The sequence below is a fragment of the Stenotrophomonas sp. genome, assembly GCF_050737075.1.
GTDB lineage: Bacteria > Pseudomonadota > Gammaproteobacteria > Xanthomonadales > Xanthomonadaceae > Stenotrophomonas.
In genome coordinates, this window is record NZ_JBOHXV010000106.1 from 1 (window position 1) to 14682 (window position 14682).

Annotated in this window: 15 protein-coding genes, 4 tRNA genes and 1 pseudogene; 9 read left to right on the forward strand and 11 right to left on the reverse strand. The window is 67.3% G+C overall.

The features are described 5' to 3' along the window. Positions 1-86: 86 nt before the first annotated feature. The 9 genes from ACREPD_RS18935 to ACREPD_RS18975 form a co-directional block, all read right to left on the reverse strand. A tRNA-Arg gene (locus ACREPD_RS18935) sits at positions 87-163 on the reverse strand. Between the two features lie 62 nt (positions 164-225). Continuing rightward, positions 226-302, reverse strand: a tRNA-Arg gene (locus ACREPD_RS18940). A 56-nt stretch (positions 303-358) separates the two neighbouring features. Beyond that, positions 359-435: transfer RNA gene (locus ACREPD_RS18945), tRNA-Arg, on the reverse strand. Between the two features lie 61 nt (positions 436-496). Continuing rightward, the gene (locus tag ACREPD_RS18950; protein ID WP_431600747.1) at positions 497-1336 is read right to left on the reverse strand and encodes an alpha/beta hydrolase family protein; all 840 of its coding nucleotides are present in this window, start codon (positions 1334-1336) and stop codon (positions 497-499) included. Further along, positions 1333-2142, reverse strand: a complete 810-nt coding sequence (thiD, locus tag ACREPD_RS18955) for a bifunctional hydroxymethylpyrimidine kinase/phosphomethylpyrimidine kinase (protein WP_431600748.1) — start codon at positions 2140-2142, stop codon at positions 1333-1335. Before thiD ends, ACREPD_RS18950 begins: the two co-directional genes overlap by 4 nt. 32 nt (positions 2143-2174) lie before the next feature. Continuing rightward, positions 2175-2669 carry a hypothetical protein gene (locus tag ACREPD_RS18960; RefSeq protein WP_431600749.1) on the reverse strand — a complete coding sequence of 165 codons (495 nt, stop codon included), beginning with the start codon at positions 2667-2669 and terminating at the stop codon, positions 2175-2177. Continuing rightward, complete coding sequence (locus ACREPD_RS18965; RefSeq protein ID WP_431600750.1) at positions 2666-4063, reverse strand: PhoH family protein; 1398 nt, start codon at positions 4061-4063, stop codon at positions 2666-2668. Before ACREPD_RS18965 ends, ACREPD_RS18960 begins: the two co-directional genes overlap by 4 nt. Before the next feature lie 81 nt (positions 4064-4144). Further along, a complete protein-coding gene (locus tag ACREPD_RS18970) occupies positions 4145-4624 on the reverse strand; it encodes a peroxiredoxin (RefSeq protein WP_431600751.1) in 480 nt (159 codons plus the stop codon). An 81-nt stretch (positions 4625-4705) separates the two neighbouring features. Beyond that, positions 4706-5266 carry a glycine cleavage system protein R gene (locus tag ACREPD_RS18975; protein ID WP_019183297.1) on the reverse strand — a complete coding sequence of 187 codons (561 nt, stop codon included), beginning with the start codon at positions 5264-5266 and terminating at the stop codon, positions 4706-4708. 163 nt (positions 5267-5429) lie between these two features. Here ACREPD_RS18975 and dapA point away from each other — a divergent pair, with 163 nt between their 5' ends. Continuing rightward, on the forward strand, positions 5430-6323 hold the full coding sequence (gene dapA / locus ACREPD_RS18980) for a 4-hydroxy-tetrahydrodipicolinate synthase (protein WP_431600752.1): 894 nt from the start codon (positions 5430-5432) through the stop codon (positions 6321-6323). Between the two features lie 28 nt (positions 6324-6351). Beyond that, positions 6352-6864, forward strand: coding sequence for a hypothetical protein (locus ACREPD_RS18985; protein ID WP_431600753.1), 513 nt, complete (start codon positions 6352-6354; stop codon positions 6862-6864). 722 nt (positions 6865-7586) lie between these two features. Here the strand turns inward: ACREPD_RS18985 and fdxA are convergent. Then, the gene (gene fdxA / locus ACREPD_RS18990; RefSeq protein WP_431600754.1) at positions 7587-7910 is read right to left on the reverse strand and encodes a ferredoxin FdxA; all 324 of its coding nucleotides are present in this window, start codon (positions 7908-7910) and stop codon (positions 7587-7589) included. A gap of 248 nt (positions 7911-8158) precedes the next feature. Between fdxA and ACREPD_RS18995 the strand changes: the two genes are divergently transcribed. Beyond that, complete coding sequence (locus tag ACREPD_RS18995) at positions 8159-9583, forward strand: sugar porter family MFS transporter (protein WP_431600755.1); 1425 nt, start codon at positions 8159-8161, stop codon at positions 9581-9583. Positions 9584-9640: 57 nt separating this feature from the next. On the opposite strand, the gene ACREPD_RS19000 is transcribed toward ACREPD_RS18995, so the two are convergent. Further along, positions 9641-9715: transfer RNA gene (locus tag ACREPD_RS19000), tRNA-Glu, on the reverse strand. Positions 9716-9765: 50 nt separating this feature from the next. On the opposite strand from ACREPD_RS19000, the gene pcnB reads away from it, so the two are divergent. The 6 genes and pseudogenes from pcnB to ACREPD_RS19030 form a co-directional block, all read left to right on the forward strand. Further along, positions 9766-11136, forward strand: a complete 1371-nt coding sequence (gene pcnB / locus ACREPD_RS19005; RefSeq protein ID WP_431600760.1) for a polynucleotide adenylyltransferase PcnB — start codon at positions 9766-9768, stop codon at positions 11134-11136. A gap of 3 nt (positions 11137-11139) precedes the next feature. Further along, complete coding sequence (gene folK, locus ACREPD_RS19010) at positions 11140-11628, forward strand: 2-amino-4-hydroxy-6-hydroxymethyldihydropteridine diphosphokinase (protein ID WP_431600756.1); 489 nt, start codon at positions 11140-11142, stop codon at positions 11626-11628. 31 nt (positions 11629-11659) lie between these two features. Further along, on the forward strand, positions 11660-12475 hold the full coding sequence (panB, locus tag ACREPD_RS19015) for a 3-methyl-2-oxobutanoate hydroxymethyltransferase (protein WP_431600757.1): 816 nt from the start codon (positions 11660-11662) through the stop codon (positions 12473-12475). Beyond that, on the forward strand, positions 12472-13314 hold the full coding sequence (gene panC / locus ACREPD_RS19020) for a pantoate--beta-alanine ligase (RefSeq protein WP_431600758.1): 843 nt from the start codon (positions 12472-12474) through the stop codon (positions 13312-13314). Before panB ends, panC begins: the two co-directional genes overlap by 4 nt. Before the next feature lie 481 nt (positions 13315-13795). Continuing rightward, positions 13796-14176 (forward strand): aspartate 1-decarboxylase, encoded by a 381-nt coding sequence (panD, locus tag ACREPD_RS19025; RefSeq protein WP_431600759.1) that lies wholly within the window; start codon positions 13796-13798, stop codon positions 14174-14176. Beyond that, positions 14173-14682: pseudogene (locus ACREPD_RS19030) on the forward strand (glucose-6-phosphate isomerase); the annotation flags it as partial. The gene panD and the pseudogene ACREPD_RS19030, both read left to right, overlap by 4 nt.

A 14682-nucleotide genomic window follows, 5' to 3' on the forward strand; every position in this document is an offset into this window, starting at 1 on the left:
GCCACCCATGGGGTGGCTCTACACCTTCGGGCAACATCAGAAACAAAAAAGGCAGCCCATGGCTGCCTTTTTTCTCATCGATGCAATGGTGCGCCCGGAGAGATTCGAACTCCCGACCGCCTGGTTCGTAGCCAGGTACTCTATCCAACTGAGCTACGGGCGCGCTTGCATTGTCTGGTACTGCATGTTTCTTCAGCCACGCTGGCGTGGCTTTACGCGATGTAATGGTGCGCCCGGAGAGATTCGAACTCCCGACCGCCTGGTTCGTAGCCAGGTACTCTATCCAACTGAGCTACGGGCGCATTTACATCACGTTGTTCTACGACTACCGGCAGCGGCGAAACTGCTGGCCTGTTGATGGTGCGCCCGGAGAGATTCGAACTCCCGACCGCCTGGTTCGTAGCCAGGTACTCTATCCAACTGAGCTACGGGCGCGTCAACAGGAGCGGAATTATGCGGATCGACGCCGCATCCGTCAACGCCTTTGTGAAGAACTTCATTCAAATGAATGAAAAAGCGCCTTCGCCACGGCCTCCGGCGACTTCATCCAGGCGAAGTGATCGGCCCGCGCTCCAAGTGCCGATGCCGTCAGCACCGACAGTGTGGCGTCCACCTGCGGCAGCTTGGCCAGCAGCCCCTGCATGGAGCCGGTGGGGGCGAACCAATCCTCCGCCATGACCACGGCGCTGGCGTGGCCCTGCAGCCTGCGCATGCCGCCTTCCAGGTCCTGGGCCATGCCGATGGCCGCGTAGTGGTTGTTCAGGCCCACCTTCGCCCAGTCGCGGATCAGTCCACGTGCCTCGGTACCGCCGAAGCCCAGCCGGCGTCCATGCAGCACGCCCTGGCGCCGCGCCAGCCACGGCAGGAAGCGGTAGAACAGCGGCAGGGCCCAGCCGCGCGGGGCGGGGAAGGCGCGCCAATACGGCGTGCCGGTGGCCACCAGCCAGAAGCGTGCGAACACCCCCGGGTGCAGGCCGGCGAACACGCAGGCCAGCTGGCCGCCCAGGCTGTGCCCGCCGATGATCAGCGGCGCGTTGCCATGCAGGCGCAGCGCACGCAGGCTGGCGGGCAGGTCGCATTCGAGGATCTCGCGGTAGCCCCAGTCCTGCTGCCGCGACGGGCGCAGGCTGCTGCTGCCATTACCGCGCCATTCGTGCAGGAACACGGCAATGCCGCGCGCGGCCAATGCATCGGCGAAGGGCTGGTAGTTGCGCGCGGACACGCCCAGGGCCGGCAGCCACAGCAGGTGCGCGCGCGGTTGCGCCGGCACGCGTGCGATCAGTTCGAAGCGATGGCCATCCTCGGTCTCGACGGGTATCGCCAGGGCGCGCGTCATGCCGACCACGCCGCGCCGAAGTGGTCGAGCACCAGCACCTCGCTGCGGCCGGGCGCATAACCGCTCTGCAGGCCGCGCGCGACGTAGTCGATCGCCGCCTCGCAGGCGTTGGGCAGCGACAACCCGCAGCACAGCTGCGCGGCAATTGCCGAGGCCAACGTGCAGCCGGTGCCGTGTGCGTCCACCGGCAAGCGCGCGTGGATGAATTCTTCGCTGCTGACGCCATCGAAGTAGCGGTCGATCACCCGCGTCCCTTCGGCCATGTGGCCGCCCTTGAGCAGCACCGCGCCCGCGCCCAGGTCGAGCAGCGCGGCGGCGGCGTCTTCGGCGTCGTCGGCATTCTGGATGCGCCGCCCCAGCAGCAGTTCGGCTTCGGGAGTGTTGGGCGTGAGCAGCGTGGCCAGCGGCAGCAGGCGCGTGCGCAGCGCGTGCAGCGCGCTGTCTTCCAGCAGCCGGGCGCCGCTGGTGGCGACCATCACCGGATCCAGTACCACATGGGTAGGGCGGTATTTTTCCAGCGCGTCGGCCACCAGCGCGATCACCTCGGCGTTGGCGAGCATGCCAAGCTTCACGGCATGGATGTCGAAGTCGGCGAAGCAGGCGTCGATTTGCGCCTGCAGGAAGTCCAGCGGGGGCACATGCACGGCGGTGACGCCGCGGGTGTTCTGCGCGGTGAGGGCGGCAATCGCCGACAGCCCGTGCACGCGATGCGCGGCGAAGGCTTTCAGGTCGGCCTGGATGCCGGCACCGCCGCCGGAATCGGAACCGGCGATGGTGAGGGCGGAGACGGGCGTGGACGGGCTCATGCCGCGATTGTGCGGCCGGGCAGAGCCGGGCGCTACCCGCCGTTGAATTCCACTTCGGAGAACTGGTTGCTGGCCGGATCGAACAGCGCGCCCCAGAACTGGCGGCCGCCATCGCAGACGCGGATCGCTTCGCGCGCCGGATCGGTCTCGCTCTGGTCGGGCAGCCGGAACGCGTTGAGGTAGATCAGTTGTCGGCCGTCCAGCTCGACACCGACGTACTGGCGGTCGAAGTCGGTGGCGCCCGGCACCTGCGCTTCCAGCGTGGGCAGCTGCGCTTCCAGTTGTTCGATCTGCTGGCGGCTGGGCGCCCAGTAGCCGGTGACCCGCCCCGGCGGCTGGCCGGGGCTGGGGCGGGAGCAGGTGTCCAGCACCTGGGAGGCGATGACCGGACGGGTCACCACCCAGGACTGGCCGGCTTTCACGGCAGTCGGCACGCTGGCGCCGGGCCGCGTGTTGGCGGGCGTGCAGGCCGCCGCCAGCGCGGCGAGCGCCAGCGGCAGCACGGCACGGGGAAGGAAACGGTTCACAACACCTCCGAGGCGTAGTCGGCCAGGCGCGAACGCTCGCCACGGCGAAGCGTGACATGCGCGCTGTGCGGCCAGTTCTTGAAGCGGTCCACCGCGTAGGTCAGGCCCGAGGTGGTTTCGGTCAGGTACGGCGTGTCGATCTGCTCCACGTTGCCCAGGCACACGATCTTGGTGCCGGGGCCGGCACGGGTGATCAGGGTCTTCATCTGCTTCGGGGTGAGGTTCTGCGCCTCGTCCAGGATCAGGTAACGCGACAGGAAGGTGCGCCCGCGCATGAAGTTCAGCGAACGGATCTTGATCCGGCTGGCAATCAGGTCGTTGGTCGCCGCACGCCCCCAAGCGCCGCCTTCCTGGGTGTGGGTGAGCACTTCCAGGTTGTCGGTGAGCGCGCCCATCCACGGCGTCATCTTTTCTTCTTCGGTGCCGGGCAGGAAGCCGATGTCCTCGCCCACGCTGACCGTGGCGCGGGTCATGATGATCTCGCGGTAGCGCTGCTGGTCCATGGTCTGGGCCAGGCCGGCGGCGAGCGCCAGCAGTGTCTTGCCGGTGCCGGCGGTACCGAGCAGGGTGACGAAGTCGATCTCCGGGTCCATCAACGCGTTGAGCGCGAAGTTCTGCTCGCGGTTGCGCGCGCTGATGCCCCAGACCGCATGGCTGCCGTGGCGGAAGTCGTTGACCAGCGACAGGGTGACCTTGTCGTTGTCGACCTTGGCCACGCGCAGTTCGACCTCATCGTCGCCGGGCAGGTAGGCGTACTGGTTGGGGTGCCAGCTCTCGTCATCGCTGGCGAGGATCTCGTAGCTGGTGCGGCCCTTGTCGCTCCAGCTGCGCAGGCTGTCGCTGTGCTTCTTCCAGAAGTCTTCCGGCAGTTCGGTCGCGCCGGTGTAGAGCAGGCTGAAATCGTCCAGCGCGCGGTCGTTTTCGTAGTCTTCGGAGACGATGCCGGCGATGGCCGCCTTGATCCGCAGGTTGATGTCCTTGGACACGAACACCACCGGAATTTCCGGGATCTGTTCCTTCAGCGCCAGGATCGCACCGAGGATGGCGTTGTCCGGAATCACCGCGCCGAAACTCTTGCCCGCTTCGAAATGACTGGTCTGGAAGCGCAGCAGGCCCACGCTCTGCTTGCCGCGCAGCTGCAGCCCGTTCGGCCGCTGCAGCGGAATGCCGTCGGCCAGGTTGTCCAGGCCGGAGGCCTGCACCAGTTCATTGAGGAAGCGGCTCACCTGGCGCGCATTGCGGCTCGCCTCGGTGGTGCCCTTCTTGCCATTGTCCAGCTCTTCGATCACCTGCATCGGCAGGTAGACATCATGCTCCTCGAACTTGAACAGCGCGGTTGGATCGTGCATCAGCACGTTGGTATCCAGAACGTAGATGCGCTTGCCTCGGGTCATCGTCATTTCCTGGTGGCAGAACAGGGACAAGCCATCACGACCTGCGGGGCAGGGTGATGGCCATTGTGGGGTGCACATTGATCACTGGGTTTTCGCGGCCTTCAGGGCTTCAAGGACGGATTCTGCGTGGCCGGCCACTTTCACCTTGCGCCACGACTGCACGATACGACTGTCGGGAGAAATGAGGAAGGTGCTGCGCTCGATGCCACGCACCTGCTTGCCGTACATGTTCTTCAGCTTGATCACGTCGAACGCATTGCACAGGGCCTCGTCGCCGTCGCTGATCAGCGGGAAGGCAAAGCCCTGTTTGGCACAGAAGTTGTCGTGGGACTTGACCGAGTCGCGGGAAACGCCGAACACCTGCGCGCCGGCGCGCTTGAACGTCGGCAGCAGGGCGTTGAAGTCGATGCCCTCGGTGGTGCAGCCCGGGGTGCTGTCCTTGGGGTAGAAATACAGCACCAGCCATTGGCCGGCGAGATCGCCGAGGGTGGTGTGTTCGCCGCCGGACAAGGCCAGCGGGAGGGCGAGGGTGGTGCTGTCCAGGGTATCGCCGTTGTTCATGAGGTCCTTGCTTCGGAGCCTGAGTGAAGCGTCTTACAACTGCATGAAACACCGCGCGTTCGTGATGAACGCGCGAAGCCGTCAGAACTTCATCGGGTCCATGATCGCGTCCAGGTTGAGGTGGTCGCAGAATTCGAGGAAATCGTCGCGCAGGGCGGCGATGTGCATGTTGGCCGGCACGCCGATGGTCACCTGCGCGGAGAACATCTCCGCACCGGTCTGCATGGCGCGGTAGCGGGTGCTCTGCAGGTTTTCGATGGTGATGCCCTGGCGGTCGAAGAAGTCGGCCAGCTGGAACAGGATGCCCGGCTTGTCGGCGGCAATCACTTCCACGATGTAGGGCAGCAGGTTGGACTGGGCCTGTTTGGCGCCGGTGCGGTACCAGACCAGCTTCAGGCCTTCCTCGCGCTCCAGGCGGGTCAGCATGGCTTCCAGCTTGGCCACCGAGTCCCACGAGCCGGTGGCCAGGGCGGTCACCGAGACATCGCGGCCCACGGTGGCCAGGCGGGCATCGACCAGGTTGCAGCCGCTGTCGGCGATGCGCCGGGTGACGGGCAGCAGGGGGGACTCCGGATGCGTCGTGTAGGCGTTGATCAGGAGATGGTTTTCGGTCGGCGCAGGCCGCGGCGTGGTGTCGGTCAAGGTGGTTCCGGTAATGCGGGATGAGTCTGAACGGCGCCGGCGACGGCACGTTCACCGGAGTCCAGCATACTTGCCCGCGCTTTCGACCCGCAAGTAACATGCAACGTACGTCCGGCCGCCGTTTACGTGGCCGTCGTCCCCCTTTCTTCCGAGCATCGTTTCCTTGTCCCTTTCCGGTCTCATCACCGCGCTGGCCACGCCTTTCCAGGCCAATGGCGCATTGGATCCCGACGGTTGGCAGCGCCTGCTGCACCTGCAACTGGAGGGTGGCGTTCACGGGGTGGTGGTCGCCGGCTCGACCGGCGAGGCCGCGACCCTGTCCGATGACGAATACGACCAGCTGCTGCGCAGCGCGGTCAAAACGGTGGCCGGGCGCGTGCCGGTCCTGGCCGGCACCGGGCTGTCCGGCACCGCCAAGACGATCGAGCAGACCCGCCGGGCGGCCGCCAGCGGCGCGACGCATGCGCTGGTGGTGACGCCGCCGTACGTGCGCCCGACCCAGGCCGGGCTGATCGCGCACTTCCGCGCGGTGGCCGACCAGGGTGGGCTGCCGGTGATCCTGTACAACGTGCCGGGCCGTACCGGCTGCGACATGCTGCCGGAAACGGTGGCGGAGCTGGCCGCGCACCCGAACATCGTCGGGATCAAGGAAGCGGTCGGCGACGTGGGCCGGGTCCAGGCGCTGCTGGCGCTGCGTTCGCCGGGCTTCGCGATTCTCAGCGGCGACGACGGCACGGCCGCCCGTTCGATCCTGTCCGGGGTGGACGGGCTGATCTCGGTCGGCTCGAACGCACTGCCGGGCGCCTACCGTCGGATGTGCGACCTGGCTGCCGCGGGCGACCACACGGCCACGGAGGCCTGGGACGCCCGTCTCGAGCCGTTCCATGATTTCTGCGGGGTCGAATCCAACCCGATTCCGGTAAAGGCGCTGCTGCACCGTATCGGCATCGGGCACGGTCTGCGCCTGCCACTGCTGTCCTTGTCGGAGGCGCACCACGCTGCCGCCGACCACCTGGCCACCGATATCGGTGCGCTTGAAGCACTTTCCAGCCACTGATGTCAGTGGCCTGACCCAGGAGATTCACATGCGTCAATCCGTTTCCGCCATCCGCGTGCTGTCGTTCGCGATCCTGGCTACCGCCACCCTGGTGGGCACCACCGGTTGCTTCAAGCGCGGTGCCCGCGGCGATTACGCGCTGGCCCCGGAGATGCGTCCGCTGGAAGTCCCGCCGGACCTGAACACCCCGGGCAACAACCCGGCCGCCCAGGTGCCGGTGCTGGCCTCGCAGGCGGCCAAGCCGGCCCCGTCCACGGCAGCCGCCGCCAACAATGCCGGCTTCACGGTGCCGGGCAGCAAGGAAGACGTGTTCGCGAAAGTGGGCACGGCGCTGGAGTCGGTTGAAGGCCTCAAGATCGCCAGCAAGGCCCAGCTGCTGGGCTCCTACGACGTGGCCTTCGAAGGCAGCGACTTCCTGGTCCGCGTGGTCCCGGTCGAAGCCGGTGTCTACATCTCGGCCGTCGACCCGCGTGGCCTGCCGGCCACCGGTGCAGCCCCGACCAAGCTCCTCGGTGAGCTGAAGGCCAAGCTGGCGCAGTAACAAGGCGGGACCTGCGAAACAACGCGGTAGGTACCGACCGTTGGTCGGTACATGCGGTTGCGATTGCAGACTCAATGAGGCTGCCGGGCTTTGCCCGGCAGCTTTTTGCGTTTAGGCGAACAGCTGCGGGCCCGCGCATGGTCCGAGCTGGGCCGGCGGGTGCGGGTTTGTGGGGGACGCTGCAAGTCCCGCTCCGCGGCCCGGCCCAGCCGCCAGCGGCTGTGCGTTCAGTCGCACGCGAGGCAGTGCCTCGCAAGCAGTGCGTCTTCACCCATGTAAGCTCAGTCGCCGCATCCATGCGGCTCATGCCCCCTCAAACCCACCCCCGCCGACCCTTCGACGGTGTGTCGGTGGTCACGGGAGATCAACGGCGGTGCTGATCATTTTCATGCGTTACCGGCCGTGGTGGCGTTCCGTGCCGTCGTTTGGGAGCCGACGCTACCGGCCCAGGCCCATTCGGCGTACCCGCCCCGTAGGGACACGCCATGCGTGTCTGCCGTTCCCATCCGCCCGCGACCATCTATCGGGGGTGGCCGGCGGGTAGCCCCCGGAGGGACGCTAGAAAACATGGATGTTTTCTAGCAGCCCCCAAGGATGGGTTCACGGCGTGTCCCGGAGCGGGGCTGCCTGCCGGGCGCCCCAGCACGGAAAAATGAAACGCTGCTCCGGCTCTTGTCCGCATCCCACAAACAAAAAAGGCGCCATCGGCGCCTTTTTTCGTTTCACCGCTCCAGGTACTGGAGCTTGTCCGGCTTGCCGTCCCATTCGCCGGCGTCCTCGGGCGGGTCCTTGCGCACGGTCAGGACCGGCCAGGCCTTGGCCAGCTCGGCGTTGAGCGCGGCGAATTTTTCCTGGCCGGCGGGCACGTCGTCTTCGGGGAAGATGGCGTTGACCGGGCACTCGGGCTCGCACAGGGTGCAGTCGATGCACTCATCCGGGTCGATCACCAGGAAGTTCGGGCCTTCGTGGAAGCAGTCCACGGGGCACACTTCCACGCAATCGGTGTGTTTGCACTTGATGCAGTTTTCGGTGACGACAAAGGGCATGGCTGGATCTGGATCCGACAGTAAGCCGGACAATTCTAGAACAGTTGCGCCTTTGTCGCAGTGCACGATGCGCCGGAGCCGGTCGGTGCGGTTAGATGCCCGTGCCCACCGGTAGACAGCCAGGGGTCCCGGATGCAGGCAGGTCAGGCCCCGCAGGCCTTTGTGCGCGGGCGTGGACGTGTGAGAACCTGCTGAACGAGCACCCGCTGCGCTGAGCCGTCGCTGTCCCACTCCTGCCAGGACCCTTCATGTCCACCACACTTGCAGCCAACGCCGCCCGCGGCGAGAACACGTCCTTCATTGTGCTGATCAGCTGCGTCGCCACCATCGGCGGCTTCCTGTTCGGCTTCGACAGTGGCGTCATCAACGGCACCGTCGACGGTCTCAAGCAGACCTTCCAGTCCAGCGCGGCCGGGATCGGCTTCGAGGTGGCCTCCATGCTGCTGGGCTGTGCGGTCGGCGCGTTCGCCGCCGGCTGGCTCGGTGACCGGCTCGGCCGGCGCGGGGTGCTGATCATCGCCGCCTTGATGTTCCTGCTCTCCGCGCTGGGGGCAGGGTCGGCGCACAGCTCGCTCGCGTTCGTCATCGCCCGGGTGGTCGGCGGCTTCGCGGTCGGCGCGGCCAGCGTGATGTCGCCGGCGTATATCGCCGAAGTGGCCTCGGCGCGCTATCGCGGGCGGCTGGCCACGGTGCAGCAGATCGCCATCATCAGCGGCCTGTTCTGCGCCTTCCTGAGCAACTACCTGCTGGCCCGCGCCGCCGGGGCCTCCACCGAGGTGCTGTGGCTGGGCCAGGCCGCGTGGCGCTGGATGTTCTGGATGCAGGCCATTCCGTCGGCCCTGTTCCTGGTGCTGTTGCTGGGCATTCCGGAAAGCCCGCGCTACCTGGTGGTGAAGGGGCGCCGGGAGCAGGCGCTGGCGGTGCTGACCCGGCTGTACGGGCCCGCCGAGGCGCAGGCGAAGGTCGGTGAGATCGAAGGCTCGCTGGCCCAGGACCAGCACCGGCCGCGGTTCTCCGACCTGATCAGCAAGGTCACCGGCAAGCTGCGCCCGATCGTCTGGGTCGGGATCGGGCTGGCGATGTTCCAGCAGCTGGTCGGCATCAATGTGGTCTTCTATTACGGCGCGGTGCTGTGGCAGGCGGTGGGCTTCTCCGAGAACGACGCCCTGCTGATCAATGTGCTGTCCGGCGCGCTGAGCATCGGCGCCTGCCTGGTCACCGTGGTGCTGATCGACCGCATCGGGCGCAAACCGCTGCTGTGGGTGGGTTCGGTGGGCATGGCGGTGTCGCTGGCGCTGGTGACCATCGCCTTTGCCAGTGGCTCGCTGGACGCGGCCGGGAAGCTGCAGCTGAGCGATCGCATGGGCATGCTGGCGCTGGTGGCGGCCAACGTCTACGTGATCTTCTTCAACATGTCCTGGGGCCCGGTGATGTGGGTGATGCTGGGCGAGATGTTCCCCAACCAGATCCGCGGCTCGGGCCTGGCGGTGGCCGGTGCGGCGCAGTGGATGTCCAATTTCGCCATCACGGTGACCTTCCCGATCCTGCTGGGCAGCATCGGCCTGGCCGGCGCCTACGGCATCTATACGGTGGCGGCGGTGGCCTCGATCTTCTTCGTGCTGCGCTATGTGCACGAGACCAAGGGCAGGGAGCTGGAGCAGATGGAGGGCTGAGGCCGGCCAACAAAAAACCCCGCCAGAGCGGGGTTTTTGTTGGGTCTGCGCCGCGACTGGTGCTCCCTAGGGGACTCGAACCCCTGTTTTAGCCTTGAGAGGGCCACGTCCTAACCTCTAGACGAAGGGAGCAGGCTTTGTCGCGAACTGCGCAGCGCGCTAGTATATGGACCTCGATGCCATTGGGCAATCCCGAAACTTCAACCGGAAGCGCCAACATCAATTCCTCCGCTACATCACCGTTCAGCCTGCGCGTGATCCCCCGCGACCAGCACACCATCTCCCGCAAGGACATCAGCCCCAACGCCCTGCGCGTGCTGTACCGGCTGCGCGACTCGGGTTTCTCCGGCTATCTGGTCGGCGGCGCCGTGCGCGACCTGCTGGTCGGCGGCAACCCCAAGGATTTCGACGTGGCCACCGACGCCACGCCGGAACAGGTCAAGTCGCTGTTCCGCAACTGCCGCCTGATCGGGCGCCGGTTCCGCCTCGCGCACGTAGTGTTCGGCCGCGAGATCATCGAAGTGGCCACCTTCCGCGCCAACGTCGATGACGGCAGCGGCGACCGCGAGATGGACAACGGCATGCTGGTGCGCGACAACGTGTACGGCACCATCGAAGACGACGCGGTCCGCCGCGACTTCACCTGCAACGCGCTGTACTACGCCATCGAGGACTTCTCGGTGCGTGACTACACCGGCGGTTTCGAAGACGTGCAGGCGCGCCTGATGAAGCTCATCGGCGACCCGGAAAAGCGCTACCAGGAAGATCCGGTGCGCATGCTGCGCGCGGTGCGCCTGGCCGCCAAGCTCGGCTTCCAGATCGACGAGGCCAGCGCCGAGCCGCTGCCGCGCCTGGCCGGCCTGCTGGCCGATGCCGCGCCCGCACGCCTGTTCGAAGAAGTCCTCAAGCTGTTCCTGTCCGGTCACGGCGTGGCCAGCTTCGAAGGCCTGGAACGCTACGGCCTGCTCGATGTGATGTTCCCCGAGAGTGCCGCCGCGCTGCGCAGCAACCGCAGTGGCGCCCTGCGCCGCATGGTGATCGAAGGGTTGCACAACACCGACCTGCGCGTGGCCAACGACGAGCCGGTGTCGCCCTCGTTCCTGTTCGCGCTGCTGCTGTGGCCGGCGTTCTGCCGCGCGCTGGCCACCCTGCAGAAGCAGGGCGTGGCGCTGGAAGAAGCGCAGCGCCGGGCCGCCGACCGGGTGACCCTGCACCAGCTGACCACCATCGCGCTGCCGCGCCGGTTCTCGCTGCCGATGCAGGAAATCTGGCTGCTGCAGGGCCGCTTCAGCTCGCGCCAGCGCAAGCGCGTCATCCGCACGCTGACCCACCCGCGCTTCCGTGCCGCCTATGACTTCCTGGTCCTGCGCCAGGTCGCGTCCAGCGAGCACCAGGCCGATGTGGAGTTCTGGCGCGAGGCCCAGCTGCAGTCCGGCGCCGAGCTGGACTCGACCCTGGATGCGGCACAGGTGGACGGTGAGCTGGACGAGAACGGGGCACCGCGCAAGCGCCGTCGCCGCCGTCGTCGTCCCGGTGGCGCCGCAGGCGAGTAAGTCGTGACCCTGGCCTGTATCGGACTGGGCGCCAACCTGGGCGAGGCCGCGCAGACCCTGCGCGCCGCGTTCGCCGCGATGGACGCCCTGCCGCACACCACGCTGCGGGCGCGCTCGCAGCTGTACAGCACGCCGGCCTGGGGCAACGAGGATCAGCCGGCGTTCGTCAATGCCGCCGCGCTGCTGGAGACCGGGCTGGACGCGCCGGCGCTGCTCGAGGCGCTGCTTGGCATCGAGCGCGACTTCGGCCGGGTCCGTGATGCCGCCGTGCATTGGGGCCCGCGCACGCTGGATCTGGACCTGCTGCTGTACGGCGAGGCGGTCATCGACCTGCCGCAGCTGAAGGTGCCGCACCCCTATCTGCACGAGCGCGCGTTCGCACTGCTGCCGCTGGCCGAGATCGCCCCCGAGGCGATGATTCCGGGGCAGGGCCGCGTGCGGGACGCTGCGATGCGTATCGAGGCCTGCGGGATCGCGCCAATAGGAGGATAATGCGGGGCTTATCGCCACCGGTTATCAGCTCATGAGTACCCACGCAGACAGCAAGCCCTGGACCGTCCCGGCACTGGCCGAGGCCAAGCGCAACGGGCTGAAGCTGGTCATGCTGACCGCCTACGACGCCGGCTTCGCGCGTGCGTTCGATGCCAATGGCGTCGACCTGATCCTGATCGGCGATTCGCTGGGCATGGTGGTGCAGGGGCATGATTCGACGCTGCCGGTGACTACCGACGACATGGTCTATCACACCCGCGCCGTGGCCCGCGTGCTGCAGCGGGCGCTGCTGGTGGCCGACCTTCCATTTGGCGCCGACGCAACCCCCGAGCGCGCGCTGGACGCCTCGCTGCGCCTGCTGCAGGCCGGCGCGGAGATGGTCAAGATCGAAGGCGCCGGCTTCAAGCTCGACATCATCCGCTACCTGGTGGAGCGCGAGATTCCGGTCTGCTCGCACCTAGGCCTGACCCCGCAGTCGGTACTGCGCCTGGGCGGTTACCGGGTGCAGGGGCGCGGCGACGCCGCCCAGCAGCTGCGTGACGACGCCAAGGCCGCCGTCGCCGCCGGCGCCACCCTGATCGTGCTCGAGTGCGTGCCGACCCCGGTGGCCACCCAGGTCACCGCCGACGTGGCCGTGCCGACCATCGGCATCGGCGCCGGCCCGGGCTGCGATGGCCAGGTGCTGGTGCTGCACGATTTCCTCGGCCTGGACAGCGGCCACCGCCGTCCCAAGTTCGTCAAGGATTTCCTTGCCGAAGGCGGGTCGGTTGCCGGCGCCGTCCGTGCCTACGCCGACGCGGTGCGCGACGGCTCCTTCCCCGACGCAGAACACGCCTACGCCTCATGATCGATACCGTCACCGAACTGTCCCGCCTGCGCGCCGTCGTCAACGGCTGGAAGCGCGAGGGCCTGCGCGTTGCGCTGGTTCCCACCATGGGCAACCTGCACGCCGGCCACTACTCGCTGGTCACGCTGGCCCGCCAGTACGCCGACCGCGTGGTCTCCAGCGTGTTCGTCAATCCGACCCAGTTCGGCCCCAACGAAGACTTCACCCGTTACCCGCGCACGCCCGAGGCCGACACCTCCGGGTTGGAGCAGGCCGGCTGTGACGTGCTGTGGCTGCCCACGGTCGAATCGATGTACCCGTTCGGCGTGGCGCTGGCCGCCAGCGTCAACGTGCCCGGCATCAGCGGCTTGCTCGAAGGCGCGCATCGCCCGGGCCATTTCGACGGCGTATGCACCGTGGTCTCGCGGCTGTTCAACCAGGTCCAGCCGGACGTGGCCGCCTTCGGCAAGAAGGACTACCAGCAGCTGGCGGTGATCCGCCAGATGGTGGAAGACCTGGCCTTCCCGATCCAGATCGTGGGCGGCGACATCGTGCGCGAGACCGACGGCCTGGCCATGAGCTCGCGCAACCAGTACCTCAACGGCGAGCAGCGCGAGGTCTCGACCACCATCCACCAGGTGCTGCTGGGCATGCGCGAAGGCTTCATCGCCGGCAAGAGCCGCAGCCTGATCGAAGCCGATGCCGCCGCCGCCCTGCAGGCCGCCGGCTTCCAGGTCGACTACGCCGTGGTGCGCAAGCCGGACCTGTCCGAGCCGGCAGACAGCGAAGACGGCAACCGCGTCGCCCTGATCGCCGCACGCATCGGCACCACCCGCCTGATCGACAACCTCGAGTTCTGAGGCGACCGCGGGTCGCGTTTCGTGCCGTAGAGCCGGGCTTTGCCCGGCTGCTTCATGCATTCTGGCGAACAGCGGGTGGCCAGCGGTTCCTCTGATTTGGCGGGACGATGCCGGTTTGCGGGGGACGCTGCAAGTACGTCCATGTAAGCTCAGTCGCCGCATCCATGCGGCTCATGCCCCCGCAAACCGGCCCCGACCCGCCTTTGACAGTGTGTCGTGGCCATGGGAAAAGCGGTAGCGCCGGCCGTTGGCCGGCGCCTCGTTTCGCCAAGTTCAATGCGTTACCGGGCGTTGATGGGTTCACAGCAGCCGTCTCGCGACCGCCTCTACCGACGATGCGTGCCACGCGACGCGACGCATTCCAGAGGAAGGCGCCCCCGACCCGTCACCTGCCTGAACCGCTGGCAGCGGTCCAGGAGCAGCACCTGCCGCCGGGTCCCCGGGTGATAGAATTTCCCTTTCCTTTACGTCGTCCCGTGCCATGCACCTTTCCCTGCTCAAGACCAAGATCCACCGCGCCACCGTGACCCATTCGGAGCTGAACTACGAAGGGTCCATCGCCATCGATGACAACCTGCTGCTGGCTACCGGCATCCGTGAGTTCGAGCAGGTGCACATCTGGGACGTCACCAACGGTGCGCGCTTCTCGACCTATGCCATCCGCGCCGAAGCGGGCAGCGGCGTGGTCTCGCTCAACGGCGGCGCCGCGCGCCACGTGCAGGTCGGCGACATCATCATCATTGCCGCCTTCGCCACCATGAGCGAAGAAGAAGCTGACAGCTTCCGCCCGAAGTTGGTATATGTGGACGGCAACAACCAGATTTCCCACACCAACGACAGCATCCCGACCCAGGCCGCATGACACAGAACAACGGATTCGACCCGCTCCACTCCCATGCCCAGCGCCTGCGTGGCGCGAGCATCCCCGCACTGATCGCCGCCGAACCGGGCCGCGCACAATCGCTGGGGCTGCGGGTCGGTCCGTTGTATGCCAACTTCGCGCGGCAGAAGCTCGACCGCGCGGCGTTGGATGCGCTGCTGCAGCTGGCCGCCGAGCGCGATGTCGCCGGCGCCTTCCAGCGCCTGTTCCGCGGTGAGACCGTCAACGTCACCGAAGGCCGGGCCGCGCTGCACACCGCGCTGCGGGGCGACGCCAGCGGCGCGCCGGTGGCCGGCGAAGCCTTTGCCACCGCCGCCCAGGTGCGCGCCCAGATGGGCGAGCTGGTGGCCGCGCTGGAGAAGACCAACGTCTCCGACATCGTCAGCGTCGGCATCGGCGGCTCGGACCTCGGTCCGCGCCTCGTCGCTGATGCTCTGCGCCCGGTGTGCGGCGGACGCTTCCGAGTGGATTTCGTTTCGAACGTGGAA

Coding starts and splice junctions, on each gene's coding strand:
- fdxA (WP_431600754.1), bottom strand. CDS start 7,910: ATGCCCTTTGTCGTCACCGAAAACTGCATCAAGTGCAAACACACCGAT.
- ACREPD_RS18970 (WP_431600751.1), bottom strand. CDS start 4,624: ATGAACAACGGCGATACCCTGGACAGCACCACCCTCGCCCTCCCGCTG.
- ACREPD_RS18950 (WP_431600747.1), bottom strand. CDS start 1,336: ATGACGCGCGCCCTGGCGATACCCGTCGAGACCGAGGATGGCCATCGC.
- panB (WP_431600757.1), top strand. CDS start 11,660: ATGAGTACCCACGCAGACAGCAAGCCCTGGACCGTCCCGGCACTGGCC.
- ACREPD_RS18965 (WP_431600750.1), bottom strand. CDS start 4,063: ATGACCCGAGGCAAGCGCATCTACGTTCTGGATACCAACGTGCTGATG.
- ACREPD_RS18985 (WP_431600753.1), top strand. CDS start 6,352: ATGCGTCAATCCGTTTCCGCCATCCGCGTGCTGTCGTTCGCGATCCTG.
- panD (WP_431600759.1), top strand. CDS start 13,796: ATGCACCTTTCCCTGCTCAAGACCAAGATCCACCGCGCCACCGTGACC.
- panC (WP_431600758.1), top strand. CDS start 12,472: ATGATCGATACCGTCACCGAACTGTCCCGCCTGCGCGCCGTCGTCAAC.
- ACREPD_RS18995 (WP_431600755.1), top strand. CDS start 8,159: ATGTCCACCACACTTGCAGCCAACGCCGCCCGCGGCGAGAACACGTCC.
- thiD (WP_431600748.1), bottom strand. CDS start 2,142: ATGAGCCCGTCCACGCCCGTCTCCGCCCTCACCATCGCCGGTTCCGAT.